This is a genomic window from Prauserella marina, from assembly GCF_002240355.1.
Taxonomy (GTDB): domain Bacteria; phylum Actinomycetota; class Actinomycetes; order Mycobacteriales; family Pseudonocardiaceae; genus Prauserella_A; species Prauserella_A marina.
On the sequence record NZ_CP016353.1, the window covers coordinates 265,395 to 291,784 of the forward strand.

Genomic DNA, 26,390 nt, shown 5'->3' on the forward strand with positions numbered 1-26,390 from the left:
GTCCGGGACTGCGTGCGCCCAACCAGTTCATCGACTCCAGCACGGGCGAACTTTCGGTGAGAGATCTGGCCGAGATCGTCAAGGCACTGCCGCAGTGGAAGGGCAGGGGCCTGCTCCTCGACGTGGACTGGGTGAACGCGGCGCAGGCACAGCGCCTCGCCGATGAACTCGGCGTCACGGTCGTCTTCCGGGATGTCGCCAAGCAGCCGGGCGACGGCGTGCTCGCGAGCACGCCTGGCCACAGCCGCCTGGTTTCCCGGTTCATTCCGCGTGTGCTTCAGCGGTTCTTCGACACCAGGCCGTGGCACCTCGCACAGCCGGATGAGTCTCGGGCACAGCCGTTCGACGCGAGGCGCGAGGCGGTGACCGTCCTCAAGCAGTTGAACACCGACCGTAGGACGGGACTGCTTCCCGACGATCTCGTCGGATCGGGTCTGCGCGCGGGGCTGGATTCCGCGACCGGTAGCGCGCTCGATTCGGCGTGGACGGCACGCAACGATCAGGGCCCGCTCTCCGAAACGTTGACCGAGGCCGCCACGACGCCCGTCAACGACCTGAGTAAAGCGACAGTCGCCGATGTCACCGCTCTCGCGCTCACCGGCGCGGACGGCGTCGCGAGGCATCTGGACGGTATTTCGAGGGCCAGGGTCGAGCAGACCATCCGCAACCTCGGCAACTCGATGTTCGAGCTGACCGAGGCCGGAGTACGAGATGCTTTCGGAAGGCGTGCCGACACCGCCTCGGCAAGGCTGGCATCGTCCATTGCGGACACCGGGCTGAGGGCGGTGCTGGACACCGCGTCGAACAGGGTGGGCGTCCGGCTCGGCCGCTACGACAGCGATGGCAACCTCGTGCGGCAGGTGACCTCGGCGGAACTGGCGGGTGCACTGCTGCACGAAGCCGTCCACGTCCTGCAAGGCAGCCCCGCTGGCGCGTCGAATCACACGATCATCCAGCGCGAGGTCGCCGCCCACAACGCCGAACGGATCTTCCTGCGAGGGCTTCCGGACGCTGCGCTCACCGAAGAGCAGGCGGCAGCCGCGCAATGGTCGGCGGCATTGACCGACGCCGTCGTCACGCTTGAGGTGCACCCGCCGGACAGCCCCTACGTGCAGGCATTCCGGCACGGCGGCGACAACGTTCCCCAGCAGGCGAGGGGTAGGGGGCGCGGCGGTCATGCCGTCACTGGCGACGCGCGGTTGCACGGCCTGATCAAGCGTTCGGCGAAGGGCTGGCTCGCCGACTACGGGTTGTCCGCCGCGCCGGTGACGGGGAAGCAGCCCGGAACCATCGAGATCACGGTCAAGGGTGAGGGCCAACGGACCTTCAAGGTGATCGTGCGGGACAGCGCCGCACCGTGGCCGTACTACGAGCACCTCCGCAACGGAACGGTGAACCGCCACGACCGGACCTTCGGCAGAAGGGGCAATTCCTACGAGGTGACCCTGCCGATCGCCGACCTCTCGGATTCCGCTGCCGCGATCATTGCCGACCAACTCAGGCTGATCGTGGAAGCCCGTGTCGAAATGGGAAGGACGCTCAAGCCGCCACCGAGCAGCACGCACATCGGCCCCGCCGACCGGACCGCTGCCGACGCCGCCGCCGAGACACTGCGCAAACAGTTCGGTTCCAGCGTCCGTCAGGTCGTGGCTGCCGAGAGCGCGAATCCGAATGTCGTGCGGATGGTGTTCACCGACGCCGAAGGCAGGGAAGCCCGGGTAACGCTCACCGAGCGGAACGGCATCACGAGGCCGAGACTCAAGCTCTCCAGGCTGAACCATGCCGTCCATCGGCTGGAACTGCCCGAGGGGATGCCGCGCGACCAGCAGTACCAGGCCATGGTCAACGAGCTGCCCGCGGTGCTCGGCTATCGCTGGCTGGTTCACGGCGCCGACAACAAGCCACCGACCGGCTTCGAGCGTGCGATGGCGGAGACTCTCTCCGACCCCGACGTCGTGCAACGGCTGCTCGATCACACCGACGACATCGACTTCCAGCAGTTGTACCGGCGGTTCGGAAGTGAACTCCCGAGGGCAGTCGAGCTGACGCTCGTCGGTGGTGACACTCAGCTTGATCAGCAGTTCCGGCAGCACTACTCGCCATCGTGGGCGGGCGCCGACATGGCCAGGCTGCGTCAGCAGCTCGAAGCCTCGCTTGAGAACGCCACGGCGGCCCTGCACACGCCTTCCGACGTGTCGGACGCGGCGCGCTGGTTCGGTTTCGATTCGACCGACGCGGGGGTCGCGAGGTTCAGGACTCTGCTCGCCGACGAGGGTCTTCCCATTACCCTCTCAGCCGACCAGCTCATGACGCTGCGGCACGTCGCGGCCGACCTCGTCTCCATGCACGGTCTTGTCGAGGGCGAGGCTCGCAGGCGGTTCGTCGTCGAGCAGCACCCCGGCTGGCTCCGAGACGCGGTGAGAGTGCGGCCGGACGGTCTCGAACCACTCGGTCTCGTCGCGAACTCGGAGACGGATTCCAACAGGGCGGCACAAGAGGCGATCGGACGGCTCGACGATCCGGAACAGCTCGTGCTGCGCAGGGTCACCGCCCTCGTGCTCGAACGCTTCGGGCCTCCCGTCGTCACCGAGAACATGCGCGCGCAGGTTGAGTCCACCATCTATCTGCACGGCCTCGACGTGGGAACGTGGCTGGCCGCACAATTGCCTGGAGCCACGCCGAACCTTGCCGTTTCGGACCTGAACGTCGCGGCGGAGCTCGGCGCCGAGTCACTGGTGAGCCAACTCCCCACGGCCCCGAGTACCTTGCCGTCGCTGGTCCAACCGAAGGCCGTCAGCGAGTGGCTGGCGCAGATCCCGGAGCGTGCGCCGGATCCCGACCAGCTCACTCTCGATGCCCGGTTCGCGCAGTACAGCCAGGCTGTTCGGGCCGTCGATCAGCGGGTCACCTGGGTGAAGTGGTACGCGGAGCGGTTGGCCGCGTTGGCGGGCGGATCGACGAAGCCGGACAACGCGCTCATCGTCAGTGAGATCGAACGGTCGCTCAAACTCCCGCGCGACGTCATCCTCAGTCTCATCTACGAAGAGCAGCAGATCATCGATCCGCCCCCCTCGAAGGCGACCGAAATGGTGCGGGCGAACGCCGAGGAACTGGTCATTCTCTTCGCCGAGTACTACGGCGAGCTTGAAGCCGGCGTGAACGAGGCGTACGAGAATCTGACCGAGGCCATCATGGACACCGAGGGCGGCGGCAGGAAACGCGCCGCCGAGTTGGTCGTCGAGATGATGGAAAAGGCCACCACCGCCGATCTGGCGCTCGACAAGGACGACCCCAAGAACGATTACGAGGTACGGCCGGACAAGCTTCCCGAGGTCCCCGCACCGAGAAAACGGGGTCTCACCGAACTGCTCGGTGCTCGCCGTCGGCTTTTCAACGCGGTTCAGGAAGCCGAGCCGGCAAGGAGGGAAGCCGACAACAACTACATGTCCAAGGTGGCGGCGGTCCGGCACGCGAGGGCCGAATTGGCGCAAACCCAGACGGCGCTGGCTCCGCTGCTGACCCACCTTGTCGGCGGCTCGATGAGCAAGGCCGCGGGGACTGTGGCGCTCAACTTGGGTGCACCTGTCCGGTTCGTGACCATGCGCGGCGTCGACGTCGGTGGCGACTCGGCCTTTCCGCAACAGGCTTTGCGGCTCGCGAGGGAAACGACGGGGCTGAAGCTGGAAGGCGACTCGCACAGTGTGCTCAGCGAGGTCGCTCAGCACATCCACAAACTCAAGGACACGCTCAACGATGCGGTCCACGAGATGCCGGACGCCCGGAAGTCGCGTAATGAAGCGCATGCCGACTACATCAAGGCACTCAAAGACGCGATGCTGCAAGCCAGTGACTCCGGCGTCACCCTGAACGAGATCTCCCGCCGGACCCGCCTCAACCACATCGAGGTCAGTACCGCTACCCGCCGCGTCGTGACACCAGGCCGTAATGAGACCTATCCGGACTGGGAAGTCGGGATCATCGACAGGGTCGTCGTTCCTGTCGCGCAGCGGATCGAGCGACTGTGGCAGCCGGCTTGGGATCGTCTCTTCCACCAGAAACAGAAGAGCCTGATGCCGTCTCCGGACAGCCCCGCGCTGGTCAACGACGGCGAGCTCATCCAGAAGATGGATCCGACGGCCGAGGGAACCGCTGACGAGCTCAAGGCACTCGGTGTCTACGGGCCGACCGCGGAGAAGCTTGGTACGCCAACGCACGAGTACGTCGGCAGCGACGTGCACGACCACTTCGGTGACTACCCCGCTGGTCTGCTTTCCCCGGAGAACATGGCCGGGTACCTCCAGACCCAGGGCCACGACGGCAGGTTGCTCGTCTCGGCGATCCGGGAGCGCGGTTTCGGGCTTTCGACGGGTAGTGGTGGTTTCTACTACGGTCTCGCCAACGTCGTCTACCTTGGTATCACCGAGGATTTGACGGTACTCGAACTTCAGGGCAAGTACGTCGACGTCGAAATGATCCGGATGTACCGGAAGCTGCCGCCGGAGCTGCGCTGGCGGACGATGATCGGCCCGGTTTCGACCCGCTGGGACATCGCGGGTGCCTTCGGGTACGACCTCGCGCAGCTCATGGTCTACGGCCAGACGGTGAAGGCCGAGCAGACCGGGCTGAAGGAAATGGTGGCCACGATGCTCGGCCACGAGGAGAACACCGCCTTCAACCCCGAGTGGGTCAAGACGGTCGAGAAACTCCTCGCCGCCGCTGTGCGGATCAAGAACGATCTGCAGGCTGGTGATCTGCTCGAATCGGATATCGCGGCTGTGCCTGGCGATCTGCGGTCGGTGTTCTTCACCGAGGACGGGGCGATCCGCGACGGTCAGCAACTGACCGGCACGCAGGCGCTCGACGTCATGGACGCCCTCGTGGCGAACCGCCGCTCGCTGCACACCCTGTTGCTCGCCGCGGGGCACACGACGCTCGCCGACAGCATGCCCGACCTCAGCAAGGGCGTACCCGACCAGTTCAACCCGCATTTCCTTGAGAAGATGCTGGCCGACAAGGTCACCGGACAGGCATCGGTCATGCACCAGGACGCGGGTGCCGCCCGGATTCTGGACAACGGCCTCTACACGGCGGGCAAGCCTGATGAGCGTGGACTCGTGCCCATTCTCGCGCTACTGGAAAAGCACCCGGAGTTCCGGAACAACAAGCTGATCTGGGCACACCTCGGACTCGGCAACTGGACGTCCATTTCGGTCGAACACGTCGAATGGCTGCGCAGGGCGCTGAACCTCGCACCGGGCTTGACTTTCGACATTTCGTGGAACCCGGTCGCCCAGACTCTGTTCGCCAATCCTGATGCCAAGGCCGCCTTCAAGGCTCTGGTCAAGGACTTTCCGGACCGGTTCCTTTATGGATCCGACGCGATCCGGCCCCAGCCTGGGGTGCACGGGCTGCGGCACTGGTCCGAAATGGAGCAATTCCTCGATGAGGTCAGAAAGGAGCCTGACGGCGAAAAGATCTACTGGATGATCGTCAGGGGCAACTTCGACCGAATCAAGGATGCCGCCGACCACGACGGTTCACAGCGGTTCGTCGACGAGTACTTCTCGCAGCACTGGGACGACGTCTTCAAGGAGTTCCCCGAGGAGATCCAGAACGAGATTCACGACAGGGCACGCAGACTGATCGAAAAGGGTTACGTACCTAACCCCAACAACGCGGTCGGCCCGGAGGCGTGGCGGCTCACGACGATGGACAACCCGGGGGGCGACACCGGCGAGCTTCGCCAATCCTGGCGGGACAACAAGCAGCTCAAGTCGCTGATCGTCGCCCACAACCTGATGACGACTGCGGAGAAGACCCTGCTACGTCGTATTGGGGCCGGGCCGAAACGCATGGGCAGTGCGTTCGCGGTGACCGCGAAGGACGGTTGGAACCGGATCGGTCACCGTGTCGACACGAAATGGAGTTCCTGGAAGGACAGGAAAGGTCTCAAACTTCCTGCCACCGCGGAAGAATTGGGTATCGGCAGTCCTGATGGCGTCGTCGCTGCCGCTTTCGCCCGAACGGCGACGGAAAGCTTGCCGACCGAGTCCGAACGCACGGAAGCCACCGACAAGGTCTACGAGGACGTCAACGACGTCGAGCAACGGTGGCGCAAAGCTCGCCAGAGCTTGGACGAACTGGCAAAGCACCGCAAGCCGCGTCGCTGGTTCGCATGGGCTATCGCCGGTTCGGCCACCGTCGCGATCGGCGCCGTCGGCATGCATCTCGGCGCGACGGCGGTGGTGGGTTTCACCGCGGCGGCGGCCATCAACGCGGTCGGTTTCGGTCTGCGCGGTCTGCTCAGCACACTGCGGGTTCTGCACACGCAGAAGATCAGGGTGTACAGCGAACTACTCGTCGAGCGCGCCGGGTTCAATCCGGAAGCCTCGCGGGCGCTCGCGAGGATCATCGTCCTGAACTACCGGTTCGACGTCAGCCCAGGAGGCAAGGCGTTCAGGGAACGGTTCCAAGAGCTCGTCGAGAACGCCGATGCCGAGTTCGTCAGGGCCACCAACGAATTCTTCGTCACCCAGCAGGCCATCCGGTCGCTACCGCTGGGCCCCGGCGAGACGCGTTACGACAGGGCGCTGCACCAATCGACGGCGTTCTCCCGGTGGAAGGACTTCCTCAACCGCAACATGCTGGGCGCCGGCGTCGACGGCCTCAACTCGGCCAACCCGCAAGCGGGCTTCCGAGGAAAGGCTTTCCACGCACTGCTCAACTCCAGTTGGCTGCTGAACGCGTTCGGGCACTCGGTTCAATTGGCTTCCAGCTCGGGAGTGGAAGCGGCGATCGCGGGCGGCTACCTCGCCGTCGACGGATTGTTCCTCTTCGGATCGACGCTCGCCAACATGATCGGCGGCTGGCTCGGGTACGACAACAGCCTGCGGATGCGGTTCCGCTTCATGACCAACGCGATCGCGTTCCCTTTCGTGACGGCGATCAACGCCGGGCTCACGCTGTCGCTATGGGCCGAGGGCTTCGGCGCCAACATGGTGACCGCCGTCGCCGCGACCACGATGACGGCGGCCACCGCGTACCTGTCCAAGATCGGTATCGAGATCGAGCTGAAGCAAGGAAGGGACGCCGCGTGGAAGGGGCCGGCCGCCGGATTCACCGTCGGTCTTTCAATGCTGGCCTTCGGCATCGCCGGATTGAGCCAGGCACCGCTCGCGCTCGCGGTGAGTCTCGGGCTCTCCCTCGCCAGCCCGATCTACCTCGCACGCAGGGCCTGGCTGAAGAACCACGGCGGCGGCAAAGCGGCACCTTACGAGTATCGCGCGATGAAGACCTACTCGCCGGGCAGCGCCCCGTTCGTCCGCGAGTTCAACCCCACCCGTGCGGCCGAGTCGCGGGCGAATCTGCTCAACCAACTCGACGAGTATGGCGACGCGTGGCGGAAGATCATGGCCATGCGTGCCCAGCGCACCGGCACTCCCATCGATCTGTCCACAGTGCACGTATTGGACACGAAGTCCCGGAAGCAGATCGCGGACTTCGCGAACCAGCACGTAGAAGTCATCGCCCAGAGGATGAATCTCGACGAGGACATGGTGCGCGAGCGGATCGATCTGCTCGTCACCTCCGCCTTCGAGCTGAGTGAGCAAGGCTTCATCGAAGCTTTCCCCTATCGCGACGACCCCAACATCGGTGAGAACACCGCGGCACGCAGGCGAATGCGCCCATATCTCAAGGCATCCAGCATCTTCGACTGGGAGACGCAGCGGGTCGGTCTGAAGATGGACCAGCCGGTCGCGCTCGTCGCCACCGGCCTGATGAAGGAAGTCATCACCTCGTTGCGCAACGAGTCCCCATTGGACGCCGCTCGTCGGTTCATGGATTTGCCGCGTACCGAAAGGGATCAGCGGTTCCGCGAGATGATGCTGGACAGGGAGGTCCAGGATCACCTGCACCTGCTTGGCTGGCTCAAGGCTTTCCCTGACCCGCCACGAGAGCTGGCCGACGTCGTCCAGTGGGAAGAGGACATGCTGACGAGGGTCATCGCCTGGCGTTACCCGACGGGGCCGGAATCGCCGCATGCCAACAACTGGGTGGCCGCGCTGATCAGGGGCGAGAATCCGGTCGAGCCGAGTCGCGGGCCGAGGGAAGAGGACGATCCGCTCAATGAGGGCGAGCAGCCGCTGGTCCCGCAAGCGCCGAGCGAGTCGGCGAGCCAGGAATCGGCGCGGGTCAACGCCGATGGTGCCTGGGCACCGAAACCCACGTGGGAACAGGGTGAGGGCGCCTCCGCCGTGGCGCAGGGCTTCCTCTCCGAATGGTTGGCGCAGAACGGTGGCAGGGAAGTCTCCGACGGGTTGTGGGAGATCGCGGAGGGTCGCGGCCTGGCGAGGATCACCGTCGAGGTGGGCTCGGCCCTTTCAGGCGAGGCGGATCCTGTCCCGCATCTGCTCATCGACCAGACCGCCGAAGGCGTCGCGGCGAAGGTGGTGTTGCCCGCGTTGCCCCCGGAGGGTCCACAACGGGACGTGCTGGCCGGGTCGACCCTGCGCGACCTCGTTCTTGGCAAGTTGCCTCCGCACCTGCCCCAGGAAGCGACACCCGACCAGCAGAGCTTCCTTTCGGCAACGGAGAACCAGAATCTGTCCGGGGCAAGGATGATCGTCGAATCCTTGCCGGCGGTGATCGCGGACCGGACCTTCGCGGGCTCGACGGTCACCGCCGAGGTGACACCCGTCGGGAACACCGCTTCCGGGACGGAAGCGGTGCGGTTGCGGATGTTCATCGGCGACGCGCGCGTGGACCACGTCGTGAGCTGGACAGACGACGGAGCGCGGGTGTTCAAGTCGCACCTCGCGGGCGCCGCCACTCCACAGGCCATCAGCGCGGCGGAGGAGTTGAACGACTACCTCAACGCGACTTACCGCGAGCTGAACATCGCGTTCGTCGAGGATGCCGGTCTCGTTCCGGTGAACACGAGCGAGTCCGAAACGGCCATGCGCCAGATCATGACGTTGGCTTCGCTGGCGGACGCGGCCGAAGCCAGGGTCTATGCCTACGCCACCCCCAACACGGAAGCCGAAGTACCCGATGGTGGCGGCGCGCTGACGGTGACGTTCGACATCGGCAAGAACCAGAAGGTCGTGCACGACTACTTCTGGGACGCCGATGGCAGCCGCTGGGTCGAGAAGCGGGAAACCGCCAACGCCGAAAGGCCGGCTGTCGTCGAGTTGACCAGTCTCGTCGACGCGCTGTACGAGGAAGCGGAGATCCGCGTCGTCGAGAACTCCTTGACCGTCATCGCCGGTACGGCCGAGAACCTGAAGGACGCGGCCGCGCGCAACACCCGTTACCGCACGATCGCGCTCACCGGCGTTGGCAAGGACGAGTTCACCGGCGGGTACACCTCGCTCGCGGAGGCCGCGACCGCGGCGCGGGATGTGTTGCACGAGGGTGGAAGGCTCACCGTGCGCGGTCCTTCCAGCGAGCAGGAAGCGATTGAAGCCGCGACGGAACTACGTCGGCAGTTCGCCGACGTCGAGCGTCCTGACGACGGTTTGCAGCTGCGCGCCAGTGGTCCGCTCGACCGGGTTGCCGAGGAGGAGGGCCCCACGGACAACCTGACACCGAGGTTGGTCGTCAATGGTGGACGCGCGGAAGGGATGGCTCCGGTACGCGATGGCGACGTCGTCGTGAATCCGGATCCGGCCGCGCTGGCCGATGAACGGCTCGACATCAGGGATCAGCAGGTCGGTGGCAGGGAGCACTTCGCGGCCGTCAGGTTCCACGCGCCGGACCACACGCAGGTCACGGATTCGGGCAGCGCGGCGATCGCCAACGCCATGGAGACCTTGCGGCCGGGCGGACAGCTGGTACTGGAGACGGCGCCTTCCGCGCTGGAGCATCTTCCCGCGCTCGTGGAGGCTTTCGCCCGGTCCGGGGCCGCCGAGATTTCGGTCAGCAACGGAGACACTCTTGTCGTCAACGTCCGAAAAGGACCTCTCGCAGAGGAAGCGTTGACGCTGCGGTTCGACGAATGGGACTACCGGGTTCTCGAGGAATCGCCAGTGCTTTCCGAGTTGGGGGCGATGCTTGCGGCCGAGACGATACTCGACATCACTACGGGACGGGATGCTCCGGTCGCTGCCATCACGGAGAAGCTTGCGGAAGGTGGCTTCGAGGTCCTTGAGACCAACACGGACAGTGGTGCTCTTCAGCTCTCGGCCGTGCGGACTTCCGAGATCGCCCACACTGCTGTCGCGCTGACTCCGTTCGATCGCTCCGCAGCCGTGAAGCTGGGTCTTCCACTTGAGGTCGTGCGCGTGATCAAGGCAGTTGCCACGAGCACCGGCGCGATGATCGAATTCAGGATTCCGGGGCGGACCGCACTGGAGTGGGCGGCCAGGGGCGCGGAACCCCGGCCGGCGGAGTTGACGGCCATGACGATCAACGAGCTCGATGTGCTGCTGGGTGCGAAGCCGAGCGATCGTGGTCTTGTCGGTTATTTCGTGCCGAGTGTTCCGTACCGGGACGCCTTGGTGTATCCGGTGACCGACGAGCAGTGGGCCGCGATCCAGGAACGCGCCCAGGCTCGGCAGCGCGAGCTGGAGGACCCCGCTCTCACCGAGATACTTGGATCGGGGCGGTACAAAGTCAATGAGGGGGTGGTTGTCGGTGTCGGTGAAGGCGGCCGCACCGTCCTCATGCTCGGTGCGCCCGATCTGCACGTTGCCCGGGATTTGGAAGGGGACCTGCTGTCGGCGCCTCAGCACGAGAACGTGCGGGCGGCGCTTCGTGAGGCCGGAGTTCCGGTCGACGACCAGTCAGTAATGCTCCGCAGCGGCGAGGTGCCCGTAGCCCAGATCGCGCCTTTCGGCGTGACACCGCTACCCGCCGCGCCCACGGGTATCCATGACCTGCTCGCGCTGGCCAAGGAGACCCTTGTCGGTCCGCCAGGTGAACGGCCGGACGAGTCGCCGAGCGGGATGCGCGATTTCGCGGCGGCCCTTCCGGTGGTCGAGGTCACCGAGCAAGGTGAGCAGGCGTGGCTCGACGCGGTGAAGGAGTTCGCGGAAAGCCGGGTTCCGCTCCCCGAAGGGGAGACCCTGAAGATCAAGCCGTTTGCCCAGGAGGGGGTGTACGGGCTTGTCACGTCGGCGGGTGATCCGGTCGTGGTGGTGACGACGCACCCGAAGGTCGCGGACGTGGCCAAGCGCCTGTGGGCTGCCGAATGGCTGTCGCACCGGAACTTCGAGAACTTCCGGGTACCGGAGCCTTATGGCGCCGCCATTGTGCGCGACGCGGCGGGTCAGGACAAGTTCATCGCGCTTGAGTCGATGGCACCTGGCCTCACCTTGGTGGAGACCGGTGACCTGGTGGTCGAGGCATCCCAGGAGAACTACCCGGATCGAGTGGAGAATCTGGGGCGGCTGATCGACGCCGTCGCGGCGGCCTATGCCGAGTTGCATGTGCGTACCAGGAAAGACGGCACGGGGTCGGCTTTGCATGCGGACGCACATGGTGGAAACCTCCGCTACCTCTACGACCCGGTTTCGGATGTTGGGCAGCTGGCTCTCCTGGACTGGGAGCGTCTCCACTTCTCGGTCGACGGCGAGGGAAAGCCGACCGGGAGACTCAAGACCACCTTCGACGTCGACGCGTTCGCCAACACGATGCAGCTTGGTCTGGCCAGGCTTGGCCCGTTGACGCCGATCCTGCGCGACCGATTCCTCGACGCCTACGCGCGGAATGTGGCTTCGTTGACAGGCGAGTCAGCCGGTTCGGAGCCCGCGCACCTGATCCAGGTTGGTTGGCAGGAATTCGTCACTGAGACTCAAACAAGTCAGGTGACCCGTCCGCTCTTCCCCGAAGATGTGCTTTCGCCTTCCGATGATGCTCAGTTGCAGGTCGGAGCCCGGCTCGTCGGCGAGGCCGCGCAGGTGGTGTTCGGGCTCGACCAAGGTTGGGCGTTGTCGGAGACGATGGTGTTCGGCACCGTCGAGGGAGTCCTGGGGCACACCGGCTTTGAGACCGCGCCGACCGGCGACGACGCCGTGCTGGCACCGCTGATGGCCGAGGTCGCCGTCGTGGAATACCTCAAGCGAGTCGGCAAGGCGGATACGGGCAATCTCCTTGCCGTGGCGAGGATGTTCGGCCCGGCCATCGACGCGGCGCGGGACGGCGCGAGTACCCCACTACCGGAACTACGGCAGCGGGCATCGGAATGGGTTGCCGCCAACCAGGACGCGGTGCTGGAGTTCGCCCAGCTGCTTGCCGACGAGGGCGGGCACATCGAGGGCCCTGTCGAACTCCAGGAACCCCTCGGCGCGACCGATCCCGGCAGCACACTGGCCACCCGTGAGGAGTTGGACACGATCGCGGCCGAGGTTCGAACTCGGCTGGCGAACCACCCTGTCGACGTCACGGTGACAACCCGGGGCACGGGTGTCGTCGTCGAGGTCGGCTATGGCACGCAAGGGAATTCGTTCCAGGTTCAGGTGGCCTCGGACGGCGAGCGCTGGGGATACTACGACGACCTGCTCGCCCGCAGGACCGAGCCGAACCCCCAGTCCTTCGCGACGGATGACGGTGTCTACCGCACCTCGGTGCCGATGTACCGCTTCGGATCGATGGTCGCGCCGATCATCGCCGACCAGGTTCACGCGATCACGCTCGCCAGGCTCCGTAACGGTGATTTGGTCGCGGAAGGCCGTGAGCTGCCGGTCACCGAGGTGTCCGGTGCGCCCATGAATCTTCTCCGACAGGAGATAGCCGGTCGGCTCGGCGCGTCGGCACGCGGGGTCGACGTGAACACTGTGGACGGTCGACTCGTCGTGGCTGTCACCGACTCGTCCGGGCAGCCGTTCCGGGTCGTCGTCCAGCACAAGGACGGTATCGCCGCGCCGAGTCTGGAACTGTCGAACTTCCGGGAACCGGGCATCCACCGGTTGCTGCTGCCGTCGGGATGGCCCGTCGACGCGGCGACGATGCCTTCGGTCGCCGAACAGATCGCCTCGGTCGTATTGTTCCGGCACATCGTTCTGGACACCGGGACGATGCCGCCGATGACGGCCCCCACTCGGCCGGTTCCATCTATCTACAATGGAGAGACCGCCGCACCGGACGGGTCCGTCGAGACGACTCAGCGGATCAAGGTCGGCGTACCGGAAGAGACTTCGGCGAGTTCGGCGCCGACACAACAGATCAACGTGGAGCGGACGGTCTCGGCCGAACCTCCTGCCGAGGCGACCCAGCAGATCCGGATCACGCAGGCCGAGGCGACGACCGAACCCGGTCGCGCGGACGTTTCCGAACTGTCCCGGCTTGCCGCCCTCACTAGGACGAATTCCGGCGCCGAGATCGGTCCAGGCCTCGCGGGTCCGGTCGGCGCGTCGCTCCTCACCAGGGTGGAGCCGGAAGCCTTGGAGGCACTTGCCGCCGGGTTGCCCACACTCGGGGACGTCGTCCACGACGGGCAAGGCAAGCTCACCCCGGCAACGCTCCGCTACCTCGAAACCGTTCTGGGACGTACCGGCCTTGAACCGGTTCTCATCCGTGGCGTCGAAACCGGGACGAAAACCGTGTTCCGGATCTTCGCGGATGGTGTTCCGGTCGCGGTGGTCAAAGCCACGACGATCAACGAGATCGCGGCGGAGTTGTCGTTCGCCGAACGGCTCGCGCGGCACGGCGAGGAGGCCGCCGGGCTGCTGCATGAGGTCCTCGGCGCGGCCATGACGGACAGCGTCGGTGTTCGGGGTGTCATCGTCTACGCCCACACCGGAGAGACTTCCCTTCCCGAACTGCTGCGCGATGTCGTGCGGACCCGCGGGACCGCGCAGTCGGAGCAATCGGTGCGCAAGCTTGAGAACGCGCTCGAAGCCTCCGGCCAACTCGTCGCCCGGTTGCACACCCTTTCTCCCGAATCGGGCACGAACAACATGGCTCCCGACGTGGCGGATGCCTACCTGATCGCCAGGGACAGGATTGCGGAACTCGCCGGGAATGAAGAACTTGCGGCAAGGACCGGGCTGCACGGCGACGCGCTCACCGCCATCGTCGATGGGCTCGTTCGTGCCGCGACCGAGGTGCCTGCGGCGAACCTGCCGCGCAATGTCGGCTATACACACGGCGATCTGCACGACGGCAATATCCGCTTCACTTTCGACGCCGAAGGAAATGTCGTTTCGGCTGTCATGATCGACGCGCCAACCGGCCACCTAGGACTCGCCGCCGACGGCAGGCCCATCAGCGACACCACGACAGACATCGTCAAGTACGAGCGGGCTTTCCTGGAGGCCGCGGACGTGCTTACCGAAAGCGGTATGGCGGTTCGGCTGCTGGCGAAGTTCTCTGACGCTTACCGCGATGCCGGTGGTCGGGTAGTCCCTGACAACGCCGCCAACGAGTTCAACCGGCACATGATGGTGCTGAGCCAGGCGGCCCGCCTCGTCGAGGACGCTGCTTCGCTGCCCGCCGGACACCTGCGCAACCTGACGCAGGAACTACAGCGCGCCTTGGCCCCTGATGCCGAGGCGACGCAGAGGGAAGCGACCGTTGCGGGGGAGCCGACCCAGTCCGTCTTCGATCCTTCGTCGCTGCCTCAGCAGGCCGACCTTTCCGAACTGTCCCGGCTTGCCGCCCTCACGAGGACAGACCCGGCTGACGCCATCGGACCAGGGCTCGCCGAAGCCGTGGCCCCGAGTGTCAAGAAGCGGCTCGATCAGGCTCGGCTCGCCGAGTTCGCCGCCGCATTGCCGTCCCTTCCCGACGCCGTTCACGACGGTCACGGGCGGTTGACCGGGGCAACGCTGACTTACCTGGAGACGATGCTCGGCAGGACCGGACTGGTGGCTGAGCCCGTTGGGCGCCATTCGGACCGTGTTTTCCGGATCTTTGCCGGTGGCAATGCGGTCGCCGTGGTGAAGTCCGCTGACGTCACCGAGATCGCGGCCGAACTGTCGTTCCTGGAAGCAGTGTCCAGCCAGGGCGAGGCGGCATCCGGTTTGTTCCACGAAGTGCTCGGGGCAGCCAAGACGAACAGCGGCGACAACGGAATGATCGTGCTCGCCCACACTGGACAGACATCGGTCCAGGAGTTGTTCGGCGAACTTGAGAACATGATCGATCTCGATCTGGAGGAGAACCAGCGAGCGGTTCTCACGCGCATCGAAAACGCGCTGGCCGCATCGGGCGAACTTCTCGCGCGGCTGCATACGCTGGCGCCGGGTTCGGGCACCCGTGACCTTTCGGCCGAACTTGCCCAGGCGTACACCGATGCCTACGAGGCCATCACCGAACTGGCTCAGGACCGGGACCGGGCTCGAAAGGCCGGGCTTCGCGGCGATGTGTTCGTGGACATCCTCGACGGGCTGTTCCAGCGCGCGGAGACCGTGGCCACTCAGTCGTGGCCCCGCAACCTCGGTTCCGTCCACGGTGACGCGAACATCGGCAACATCCGCGTGACGTTCGACGCGGACGACAACGTGGTCGACGCCAGGTTCGTCGACGCCGCGCGCGGCCACGCCGGACTCGGCGGCGACGGCAGGCCGGTGCTGGAGACCTTCGTCGACCTCGATCACTACCGGGAGACGTTCCGGCTCAAGGCCGATCTGCTCATCGGAAGGGAGCAGGGTAACGCGCTGCTCCAGAGGTTGTTCGACGCATACGGCGACTTCGGAGGCAGTCTGGTCGCGGCGGAGCGGGTGGCCGAACTCGACCGGCACATCAGACTGTTGCAGGACGTGCGGGACGTGGTCGATGGCATCGACACGCGGTCGGAGGACGCGCTGCGCGCCACTACCGGCCGCATTCGGAACGAGCTCGCAAGGACCGACGAGGCGACGCAACAGATCGCGGACGCCGATGTCGCTTCGGCAGGCGAAACCACCCAGCAACTCGGTGATGTCGGCAATGCGGACGCGACTCAGCAGATCAACATCGCGGAGGCCGAGGCAGCCGCGCGACCGGCTGATGCGGCGCGGAGCAACGTGGTGGCGCTCGCCGCGGACATCGAGGCTTCCGCGAAGCCGGTCGACTACTCGCGCATGCTCGGTTCGGGCAGGGTGCTGATGTTGACCGACGCCGGTGAGGGCCCGCTCGTCAATGCCCACCTCGCCGAACAGGCTGCGCAGCTTCGGGCCGCGGGTATCACGCATTTCGCGATCGAGGCACCGGCCTCGCTCGGCCCCGCGCTCAGGGCGATCACGAATGGTTCCGAGCTGCCTTCCGTTCCGCTCGGCAGGCACGGCAACCTTCGGGACAGCTACGAGAACGTGGTCAGGGCAATGGCGGCCGAGGGGGTCACCGTCGTCGCTGTCGACAGTGGACAGCAGGCGTCAGCCGATGCTCTCCGTGCCTTCACCGCCCGAGCCGTGCAGCGCATTCTGGACGACAGTCCAGAAGCCAGGGTCGCGATGCTGGCTGGCGCGGACCGCGTCGGCCCCGATGGCGAACACTCGGTCGCGGCGGAACTATCGGCAGCGGGAACGAACGTCGTCTCCGTACGGCATGTCGGTGCGGGAAGCTCGACGCAGCCGGTGTTCCGCGACGCGGTTCGCGCGGCAGGGCGTACCGGCGTCACCTTCGCCGTGGACCTCGGCACCGTGGCCGCGCCGATTACAGCCGACCACGTCGTGCATCTGGCGAGCGGCCCGGACCACCGGTTCGCCACGTACCAGGCTTCTCGGCCGACGTCGATCCAGCCCGAGGGGCCGGGCTCCTTCGCGTTCCCCTCCGTGCGGCCACAGGCAGGCCCGGCACCGGATTGGACGGTCGCGAGGTCCCGGATTCTCGGTGCGTTGCAGGGAATCGCGACACAGCCTTCGGCCCGGGTCGCAAGGTACGACGTGTTGTCGCAGGGCACGATGGGCGAGTTGCGCTTGATGGTGCAGTTCAGCTCGGGCGCCGTCACCGAAGTGCACGTCACGCCGGGAGTCGCCGCCGCTGACCGTGGTCCGGCCGCGGCGAGGGCGGAATGGCCGGCACGGGGACGCGACAACGCCGGTTTCCGTCATTCGACGTTGCCGGTGAGGCTGACAGTCGACACCACGCAGCCGAACCTCGCGAACCTGATGCGTGAGGCGTTCGCGAAAATCGACGAAGCCTACTCGCCCGCGAGGCCGGTTTCGAGCGATGCGCGAGTCGTCGGACGCGAGGGGCTGACCGCGCTTCCGCAGCGCTGGGTCGCGGAACCGGCGATGATGGGCATGCTCTTCCCCGAAGCGGGGGCCCTCATGACGGAGCTGGCAGGCGCCGACTCCGCGGGCCTTGTGCACGATTCGCTTTTCCACGTGTTGTGGTCGGTTGGGATGGCGGGTCCTGAAGCGGTGCGCGGTATCGCGGCCCCTGTGGGGAACGGCGACCAGCGAGTGGGCCTTTCCACCGTTTCGTGGTCGGAGCGCACCGGTGTCGCCAGCCCTGTCGGGGCCGCGACCTTGCTGGTCAATTCGGAACTCCCGGTGAAGGACCCGAGCAGGACCCCGCCGTGGATGCGGTTGCTGGAGAAGGCACTCGCCGGGCTCAGCCTCGATCCCCGGATCGCCGGTGACCAGTCGGCCTTCCCGCAGGGAACGAAGGGGTACGACCGGTTCGCCGAAGGGTTGACCGCGCGGCAAGCGGCGGAATTGGTCGCGCAGGTCACCGGGACAGCGACCGCCGTCAGCTCCTTCGGCGGCGAAGCGGGGGCACGGGCTTTGCTCACGCGGCTTGCCGAGTTGCGTTCGCCGCTGCTCGTCGTGCTGACCGACAACCCGGGGGCCTACGTCGGAGCGGTGCCGGTCGTCGAGAACGGTGAGCTCAAGATCCGGGTACCCCGGCAGGTGGCCACAACGGGTTCGCTCAGCGCGACCGAATTCCTCTCCAGGGTCGCCCCCGGCGCAGACCTGGTGCACTTCCACCTGCCGGGCCATGATGGCGGTCGTACCGTTGCGGCCGCGCCCGCGTCCGTCGACGCCGTGGACACCTCTCTCGCACCCAATCCGATCGCGCCGATCTCGCCGATGCCGGGGATGCTCGCCAATTTCCCGGAGGGTGGTGGCGAGTACGGCTCCTCCGGGGTTCCTGGCCAGTCCGGGCCCAAACCCGTCGCGCAGTCGGATATTCCTCGTTTGCTGAGCACCGGCTTGTACGACGTCCTGCTCTCGCCGGCGGCTCTGACACCCGGGGACATGCCGGGCGCGATCGGTGACCGGTTTGCCGCGTCGCCACGCACCGGCCTCCGCTCCAATCGACTGAAAGTCAGGGTGACGCAGACGTGGGATCTTGAGCCGGGCAGTAAGAGCGAGTACTCGACTTTCAAGCACACTGTGGGCGACCACGCCATCACTGTCCGGGTGTTGCGGGGTCAGGACGAGCGCACCGTGAGGCAGCTCATCGCGGCCGAGGTCGGTGCGGCGCTGGAACGGATCAACGGCCGCGAGTCCTGGAGAATGAGCAACGCCGAGTTCGCTGCCGAACAGCGGCTCGCCGGTGAGCTGATGGTGCTCAACGTCGAGGCACAGCAGTGGTTGCGGATGGTCGTCTCGAACGGTCACGACGAGCGATCAGCCGCGCGGCTGGCGGAAATCGCCGACCGCGCCGACGGCATCCGCCGCGGTCTGCCCAGGAATCGCCAGTGGACCGACGTTACCGCGAAGCATCTCTCGCCGTTGGCAAAGGCGGCCCTGGCCGAAGCGAGCAGCAGGGTCGCGAATGGACTCAGGCAGAGCCTCGCCGACCGGCTCGATCCCGAGTTCCAGGAGCGATTGCCGCGAGACGAATGGCTGCTGGTCAACGACCAGGTGGGTGAGGACATCCGTGGTGGTCTCACGAAAGCCAACCCCGTACACGATGTGTTGTTGCTCGCCGCGTTGTCGCGGGCGGAATCGCCACTGATCAGGCTGGAGACCGCCGCGAAGCTGGTGAACGGCCCCGGTGTGAAGGTCGACCCGACGAGGGGGCTCAACGACGTCGCCGCGAACCTCGCGCTGCACGACATCTGGCTCGGACACGAGCCGAAGGCCGCTCCGGCAAGGACTTTCGACGGGTTCGCCGATGGCGATCCAGGCAAACCGCTCGGCAGGGAAGAAGGCGGGGAAGGCAGGATCGAGGACCTCGGCGGCAGGTTCCAGCGGGTTCTCGACGATGCCGACATGTTGACGGCTGAGGACCGGAATGCCGCCGTCAGGACGGCCTACGAAGGCATAACCACAATCATGGGCAACACGACTGGGCGCGCGTACGCCTACGTCCTCGCCCACAGGGAGGGAGTCGAGCCGTACGTCACCGGTATCGCCGTCAACGCGGGCGGAGAAGCGACCTTTGTCGATCCGGTGACGGGGGAGACGAGTTCGTTTCCGCTCGTCACCGACGACGTCGTCGCCCTTGATGTCGTCATCTACGACAGCCGTGACGGCGCTGTCCGCGCGGTGCCACTGAATGGCGTGGCGCTGAGCCCGGCCAGTTCGCGCCCCGCGAGGAGCAAGTATCTCGAAGCCATCCCGCACACCGACCTGAACGAACTGGTCGAACTTGCCCACGACCTCGTCGACCAGGAAGAGGACACCGGCGACGTGCGGGATGAGCCCGCCTCGTTCCCCGCTGAGGTCGCGACGCTCTACTACGAGCTGACCGATCAGCGTGCCCGGTTGGAGTTGAGGGCACTCGGCGCGGTCATCGCCGACGATGGCGAATTCGTGCGAGTGGTGGAGCGTCTCAAGGCCAATCCGGGTGAGGAAGGTGTCGAAAGCGCGCTCGCGCGACGGTGGGCTGGTGAGTTCGGCGTTCTCCTTGGCAGGCCCGGATCGAACGGGATCGTGGCGAGTGCCGAGATCGCCGTCGACCAGACCACTGTTCGCTCTGCCAAGAAGAAGTACGCGGAATGGCTCGAGCGCGCCGAGAAGATGATCGTTGAAACGACCACGGAGGGAGAGCGTCAGGACCTGGCGCGTTCGAGACCCGAACTGTGGGCTCTGCTCAACGAGGTACATGAGGCAGCTCCAGTCGGGGAGCGATCCGGGGCACCGTTCGGGCTTCCCTCCGGCCTTCGTCCGCCGCTTGCCGCTCATCTGGACGCGTTGCAGGAAGCCATGCGTAACGCCGAGGCGGACGCGCTGCGGGTGCCGGAAGGGATTCTGGTGCACCCGAAAACCTGGGCCAAGAAGTTCGCACCGTACCCGATGACAGAGGTGTTCGAGCGGCATCTCGCCGCGCTGTCAAACCACAATGGACATGCGGAGATCGCCGCCGCGACTACCATCGACGGCTATCGCGACGGCAAGCCTGTCGGCATGGAGGTAGGCGCGCTCGCGCGGGTGGAGCGGGAACTGGGCGGGCGGTTGCTCACCGCAGCCGAAAGCGACGCAAGCGACGGCATGCCGAAGCATCAAATCAACGAGGTGTACGAGAAGGTAACCCAAGCACTGGTGGATGCTGGGCCGGGCGCCAGTGCGTTGATCGTTCACCGTACGAAGGCCGACCCCGAGGGAAGACACTCCGGTGTCACCGCGATCTCTCACGGAGAGGACTTCGATTCGCAGCACGTCTACTTCGTCGAGCGAAGTCTCAGAAACGGCTACCACGAATCGCCGGCTACCAAGGTAAACCTGTCCTCGATGGCTGCCGGAACTTTCCGGGAAGTCACGTCCGATCTCCTCAGCTTCGGGGCTCCGGCGAGGGTGGTGAGGACCCCGAACTGGGTGCCACCCGTGGCGATCGCCAAGACCGTCGGCCTCGACGTGTTGATCATGGACGCGAAGGGCAATCAGGTCATTCCCGATGGCTGGAACGTCGCCACGAGAAGTCGGCTCCCTGTCACGGGCCAGCTCATGGCGCGACCCTCGGAGTGGGCGAATCGTCTGTACTTGGCCCGCGAAGCCGCGGAGTGGATTCAGTCGCCACCCGCCGATATCCCTCCAGATCTCACACCGCTTCTCCGAGATGTCTACAATGGACTGACTGACCCGAGAGCGGTGCATCAGTTCGCGAGGTGGTATGAGGCTGCCGGTGGCAGGATACCCGTTTTTGACCGTGCTATGTGGACGCTCGTTTCCCGCGTGCGTGACAGGGCTGTCATCGAAGGTGAACTCGGCGCGGGTGTGGAAACGCCTGTAACACTGATCGAGAGGGTTCTTGTCGACGAATGGACGAGCAGCTTCGGTGACGTACTGCCTGGGCTTCCTTCGGCCGATGCGGACCTTTCGCTCGCGGCCATGCCTTCGGTTGTCGTCGCGGGGAGTCATTCGACAGCGCGAACGTCGATGTTGTTCGACCTGTTCGATCCGGCCGCGCCAGGTTCGACCGCTGTTCGGATGGCGTCCTTCGATGCGGTCGACTCCGCCGTGCTCGCGTCGCTTGCAGTGCACGCCCCCGCCGTCATCCACCTCGCTCGCACCACCGGTATTCCGCTCGATGAAGAGTCGTTCAGGCTCGGCCTGTTCTCACCGCACCTGGCAGGCGGCCCCATCCCGGTAGCCGGAACATGGCCAGAGCCAGGAACGCCGGGCGCCGCCGAGCAGAAGCTCGCCGCCGACAGGGCCGCGGCGAGGCTCGCGTTCGAGAAACGGCACGCGGAACATCCGGAAGCCCTTGCCCTGCTTGACAAGCACGAGTTCTATTACGTGAACAACAGCTCAGCCATGGTGCTGGTTCACCCGGCTCTGATCGACCTGATCAACGCCGACGGCAGCATTCCGGTAGCCGACCCAAGGCACCCCGAGAACCCCTACCCGCTGGTGACGAGGCCGCCGATTCCCGAAGGCGCGGGATGGAATTGGCCGGGTCGGTCGAACGAGCAGAGCACAGGGCCATTCCGGATGCGGCTGACACCCGTCGGCACGTCGAACACCGTGAGTCCGCTCGTCGGCCAGGTTCTGTGGGGGCTGGCCGTCAGTGATCCGGTCGCGATGCGGGCGATGATCGAGGAGAACGTGGGTGAGCACGGGCAATCTCTGGTGCACCTGCACGGCCCTGACGGTCGCTTCTCGCTCATGGTGACCGCTGATCTTCCGGTTTCCGAAAGCGGCCAGTCCACTCCCGACACACGACTCGCACTCACCGTGGAGAAGGCACTGGCCTTTGCGGACGATCAGCGAGTGGGCCTGGACTCCGAGGGAGCAGGCGGCTACGCGCGGATGACCGACCTCAGCCTTGCCAGCGACAACGCAAGGCGGCTTTTCGCCGAGCTCTTCGGTCTCGATTCGACGGTTTCGACACCAGGGGCGGCGGCTGTGGCCCTTGAGGTGCTGGCGGAGCAGGCCAACGCGGGTCTACCGCTGCTGGTTCGACTGCGGACGGACCCAGGCACGTTCGTCATGGCGATGCCGGAGTTCGTCGACGGCAATCTGCGAGTACGACTACCGAACGGCATCGCGGGAACGCCGGACGGCCGACTGACAGCCGACGATTTCGTTGCCAGGTGGGAAACCAGCTTGGACATCGTGCGCCCGGTCACCGATGTGAGTGGCGAACACACTACGTCGGGCACGGTGGACGGATATGCCCTCCTTCGCCCCGATGAGCTGTCGGCGACCGAGATGCAGACGCTACGGCAGGAAGCCCCTGAGGCGGCGGAGCTTGTCGCCAGGTACGGGATTCCGGCGTCCCCGGTCAATGGGGTCGCGGATTTGACGATGTTCCTGCCGGCCGTCGTGGGCGGCCCGGTGCTGATCGATCAGCGATACGCGGCCGAGAACGCCCTGCACCGGCCGGATCCTGGCAATACCCAAGCCCTCACGCTGAAATACGCCCTCGACTATCAGGTCGCGGAGGCGCAGTACCGAGAGCGCCACCAAGGTGACATGGCGGCCTTGTCCCTGCTCCATGACAAGAAGAAGTTCCTCTTCGTCTACGGACCCGATCGCACGACGATGCTGTTGGTGCCACGATCGTTGGTAACGCTGGTCGACAAACACATCGACAGATTCGACAGCAAGAACCCGAGAATGCCGTCCATTGTGGTCGGTCGGCCCGACCTCGGCGCAGGCCACACCTGGGTGACGCGAACAGAGCAGGCTGATCCGCCACTCCATCAGGCCAGGTTCGCGCCGACCGATACCGTGGCGCACACCCTGTGGGCGGTCGCCACGGCGGATCCGGCGAAACCGGAAACTATCGTGGACCGATCGCGGCTGGCTGGGAAGACACACGTCGTGGTCACCGAGACCCAGCGGCACGGACAGGGGTGGGTGCCGCTTTCCCACGTACTCGTCGAGGTCACGCCCGACGTCGCGCTCCGGCGCGACGGTGAGGAAGCGCTCCCCGAGTGGCTGAGTCACGCCCGCAAGGGAATTGTCGGATTCGGGCAACTCAGCGCATACCGCGGCTTGCCGAACACCGGGTTGCTGACCCGCGTTTCAGGCGAGAAGACGACCGTCATCGCACCTGAGGCGCTGACGCAGGCCGAAGCCGAAGCACTGCTCGGCCGGCTCGCCAGCGCGGGCGCCCCGCTGCTTGCCGTCGACGACGACAACGCGGTACCCGTCATCGGAGCGGTTCCCGTGCTCGGCGAAAGCGGTGAGGTGTTCGTCAGGTTGGCGCCGCTTCACGATCTCCCCCGGCTGCTTCCGGTGGCCGACTTCGTCCGCGTCATGTTGTCAGGCAGGACGTTGGTGCATCCGGTACTGGAAGGCCGGATCAGTGGTCCCCGCACGACAATGTTCACGGGGGAGATCGAACCTCCGGCCGCCGTTCCGAAAGAGAGCACCAGCACCGAGAACGAGCGTCCCGGCGACGCGGCTCCCGGTGCACAAGCCCCGAAGACCAAGCCTGCCGCACTCGACCCCGCCGCGGATTTGGACGAGGCGGTGCGGCCAAGGGGAAATCGGCGGACAAGGCGCCCCGATCCCGAAGACATGGCCACGGTGGCGAGGTTCCCCGACGAGGCTCCTGCCGTCCCACCACAACAGCAACCGGCCGCACAACCTTCGCGTTTGCACGCTCCGGTCCCGAACCCGCGGACCATGCGGGGGCTGGAACACGAGATCGCCTCGCGGATGCCCGAGTATCCCGCGCCTTCCCTCACCTGGGAGGCGGACAACAGGGAGCTGCGGCTGTTTGTGAAGGTCGACGACGAAGCACCGTTCCCGGTCGTGGTGTCGAGGGGCCCGCTGGAATCGTGGGACGGAGCGCACCCCGACAGTGGCCCCTACCGGTTCACGCTGCCGCTCAAGGCCCTTGGCCTCGCGGCGGGACCGGTCATCGCCGAGCAGGTGCGCAAGATTCTTCACGCCCGCGCCTCGGACGGGTTTTCCGCCCAGGAACCGAAATGGCCTTCGCACGAGCCCGCCGTGCTCGCCTCCGCCGACGACGTACAGGCAGAACTGAGCCCGTTGGACACCGAAGGTGTCAAACCGGCGACGTTGAAGGGCAACGCGCGCGGCAACATTCTTTCCTTGCTGGTCGACAGGCCGGACGACGGATTCAGCACCGTGCTCGTCGAAGCGAGAGCCGATCTGACCGAACCCGTCCAGCTGCTCGGCTGGCCGAGCGTGACAACCCACATGCTGCACCTTCCCTCTGGTCTCTCGCCGGAGGCGACCGCACGGGCGATCGCTGACGTCGCGGATGCGGCCGGGATATACGAGCGGGCGGTTCGGGAGACGACTGAGCCCGAAGTGCTCTCGGCACCGGCGTTGGAAACGTCTTCCAGGGGAGAGGAAGCCGTGCGCCTGGCCGAAACGCTGAGGGCGCAGGTACACGCCGAATTCCGTGAGAAGAATGGCGGGGTGGTGCTGCGAGAGTTTGGCGAAGAAATGGTGGCTGAGTTCGACGGCTCGAACGTCGTACTCAATGATCTGCTGACGCGCCTCGACAGGGCCGTCGGCCAGTCTGACGTAGGGGCAATCGGGGATGTCGTTGGCGATGTCAAGGCGCAGCTGGCGGAGCAGAGGTCGCGTTATGGGGATTGGGAATACAAGTTCTCGATTGGGATCAGCCAAGCTAAGCCGCAGCCGTCGCCACGTGTCGAAGAGCAAACGGCACTAAGTCGAATATCGAGCACCATTTACCGAGTAGACACGCATCTCGCGTCGCTCGATTCCATGTTTGACACCCTCGAATTTATTTTTGACCAGGCGGATACAAATGCGTCGTCGAGACTTGACGACAGCCGCATCGCGGACATTCGAGATGTCGTTTCGTACCTCGCCGAGCAGCAGGCCACGCTCCAGCAGGCGGTTGTGGAGGTGGCGGACGCGGCGAAAGCCTACGAGCAGGAGGAACTGTCACGTCAGACGAACGTGCCGACCCGGCAGGAGATCGCGGTGGTCGGCGCGAGGGGCGACGCGGCGGCGCTGCGTCAGCTCGAAGGGCTCGTCGAGCTCTCAGCCAGGATCGGTGACGCCAGCGTCGTACTCGATGATCTGCTGGCCCAGCTCGACAGGGCCATCGTCGCCGACGACCACCGGGCGCTCGGGGAGGTCGGCAGTGACGTCGAAGAGCAGTTCTCCGAGCGCATGGCTCTTCTTGTGGCCGTGGGGCAGGTAATCCACACGGCGGTCGACGCGGCGACGACGAGCGCGCTGTGGCACGGCGAAGAGGGCAATGCGCTGATCGGCTCGGCGCAGCGTGAGCTGGCCGACCGATGGGACACGGTCGCGACCGAGCTGGAGGTACTCGCGGCTACGTGGGATGAGCTCGCCGAAGCGCTCGGCGCAGCCGGTGTCATCGCGCAGGCGGGACTCCAGGAAACCTTCGCCGCGCAGGAAACCGCCGCGATGCAGGAGGCCGCGTCGCGTGTGGTCGAAGCGCAGGCGGCGTTCGACCGGCAGGCGAATGTGCTCTCGGAGGCGGTGCCCCCGCTCGTCAAGCAGCACTCGCGGTTCGTCTTCCTCACCGGCGCCGATACCCAGGCGATCCAGCCGGAAGAGAAGAAGCCGAGGGCACTGCGGGCGGATCCACACCCGAAGTTGCCGATGGCGCGCCTCAAGTCACTGGCGGAGTCCGACGCCAGTGCCATCACGTCGCTGTTCGCGCTCGGCAGGGAACACGCCATTCTCACCTCGCTGCTGGATTCGATGGGGCACAAGGGCAGCAGGGCAGCCGATTTCGCGTTGTTGCGAGAGGCCGCTGACACACCGGCGCAAGTACGCAAGGCGATCGACGAGGTCGCGCAGGCCGAACAGCGGATCGGGGAGCTGGTCAACGGCCAGCCCGACGAGTGGGGCTGGGACCACGGACTCGGGCTTTCGGAGGCGCTGGCGGGCAGTGACAAGCGGTTCAAGTGGCTGGAAAGCCTTGTCACGTCCGAGAGGCGCCTCGCGACTGAGCCCTCCACGTACAGCACGCTTCGGTTGATCAGCGAGATGCGCACGGTCGACCAGCACCCTGTTCCGGGGTTGGCGAGGGCACTGCTGCTCCTGAGCACCGAGAACTATGGTGACTCCAGCTTCAAGGGTGTCCTCGACGACCAAATCAACAAGATCGTCACCAAACAATCGACCGAATTCCCCGTATTG

Annotated in this window: 1 protein-coding gene (only partly in view); it reads left to right on the forward strand. The window is 65.8% G+C overall.

This entire window lies inside a single protein-coding gene on the forward strand: locus BAY61_RS01145, encoding a hypothetical protein (protein WP_176879640.1). The 57,780-nt coding sequence extends 23,614 nt beyond the window's left edge and 7,776 nt beyond its right edge, so the window shows coding positions 23,615-50,004 (codon 7,872, partial, through codon 16,668, complete); the first complete codon in view begins at window position 3. Both codon boundaries (start and stop) fall beyond the window edges.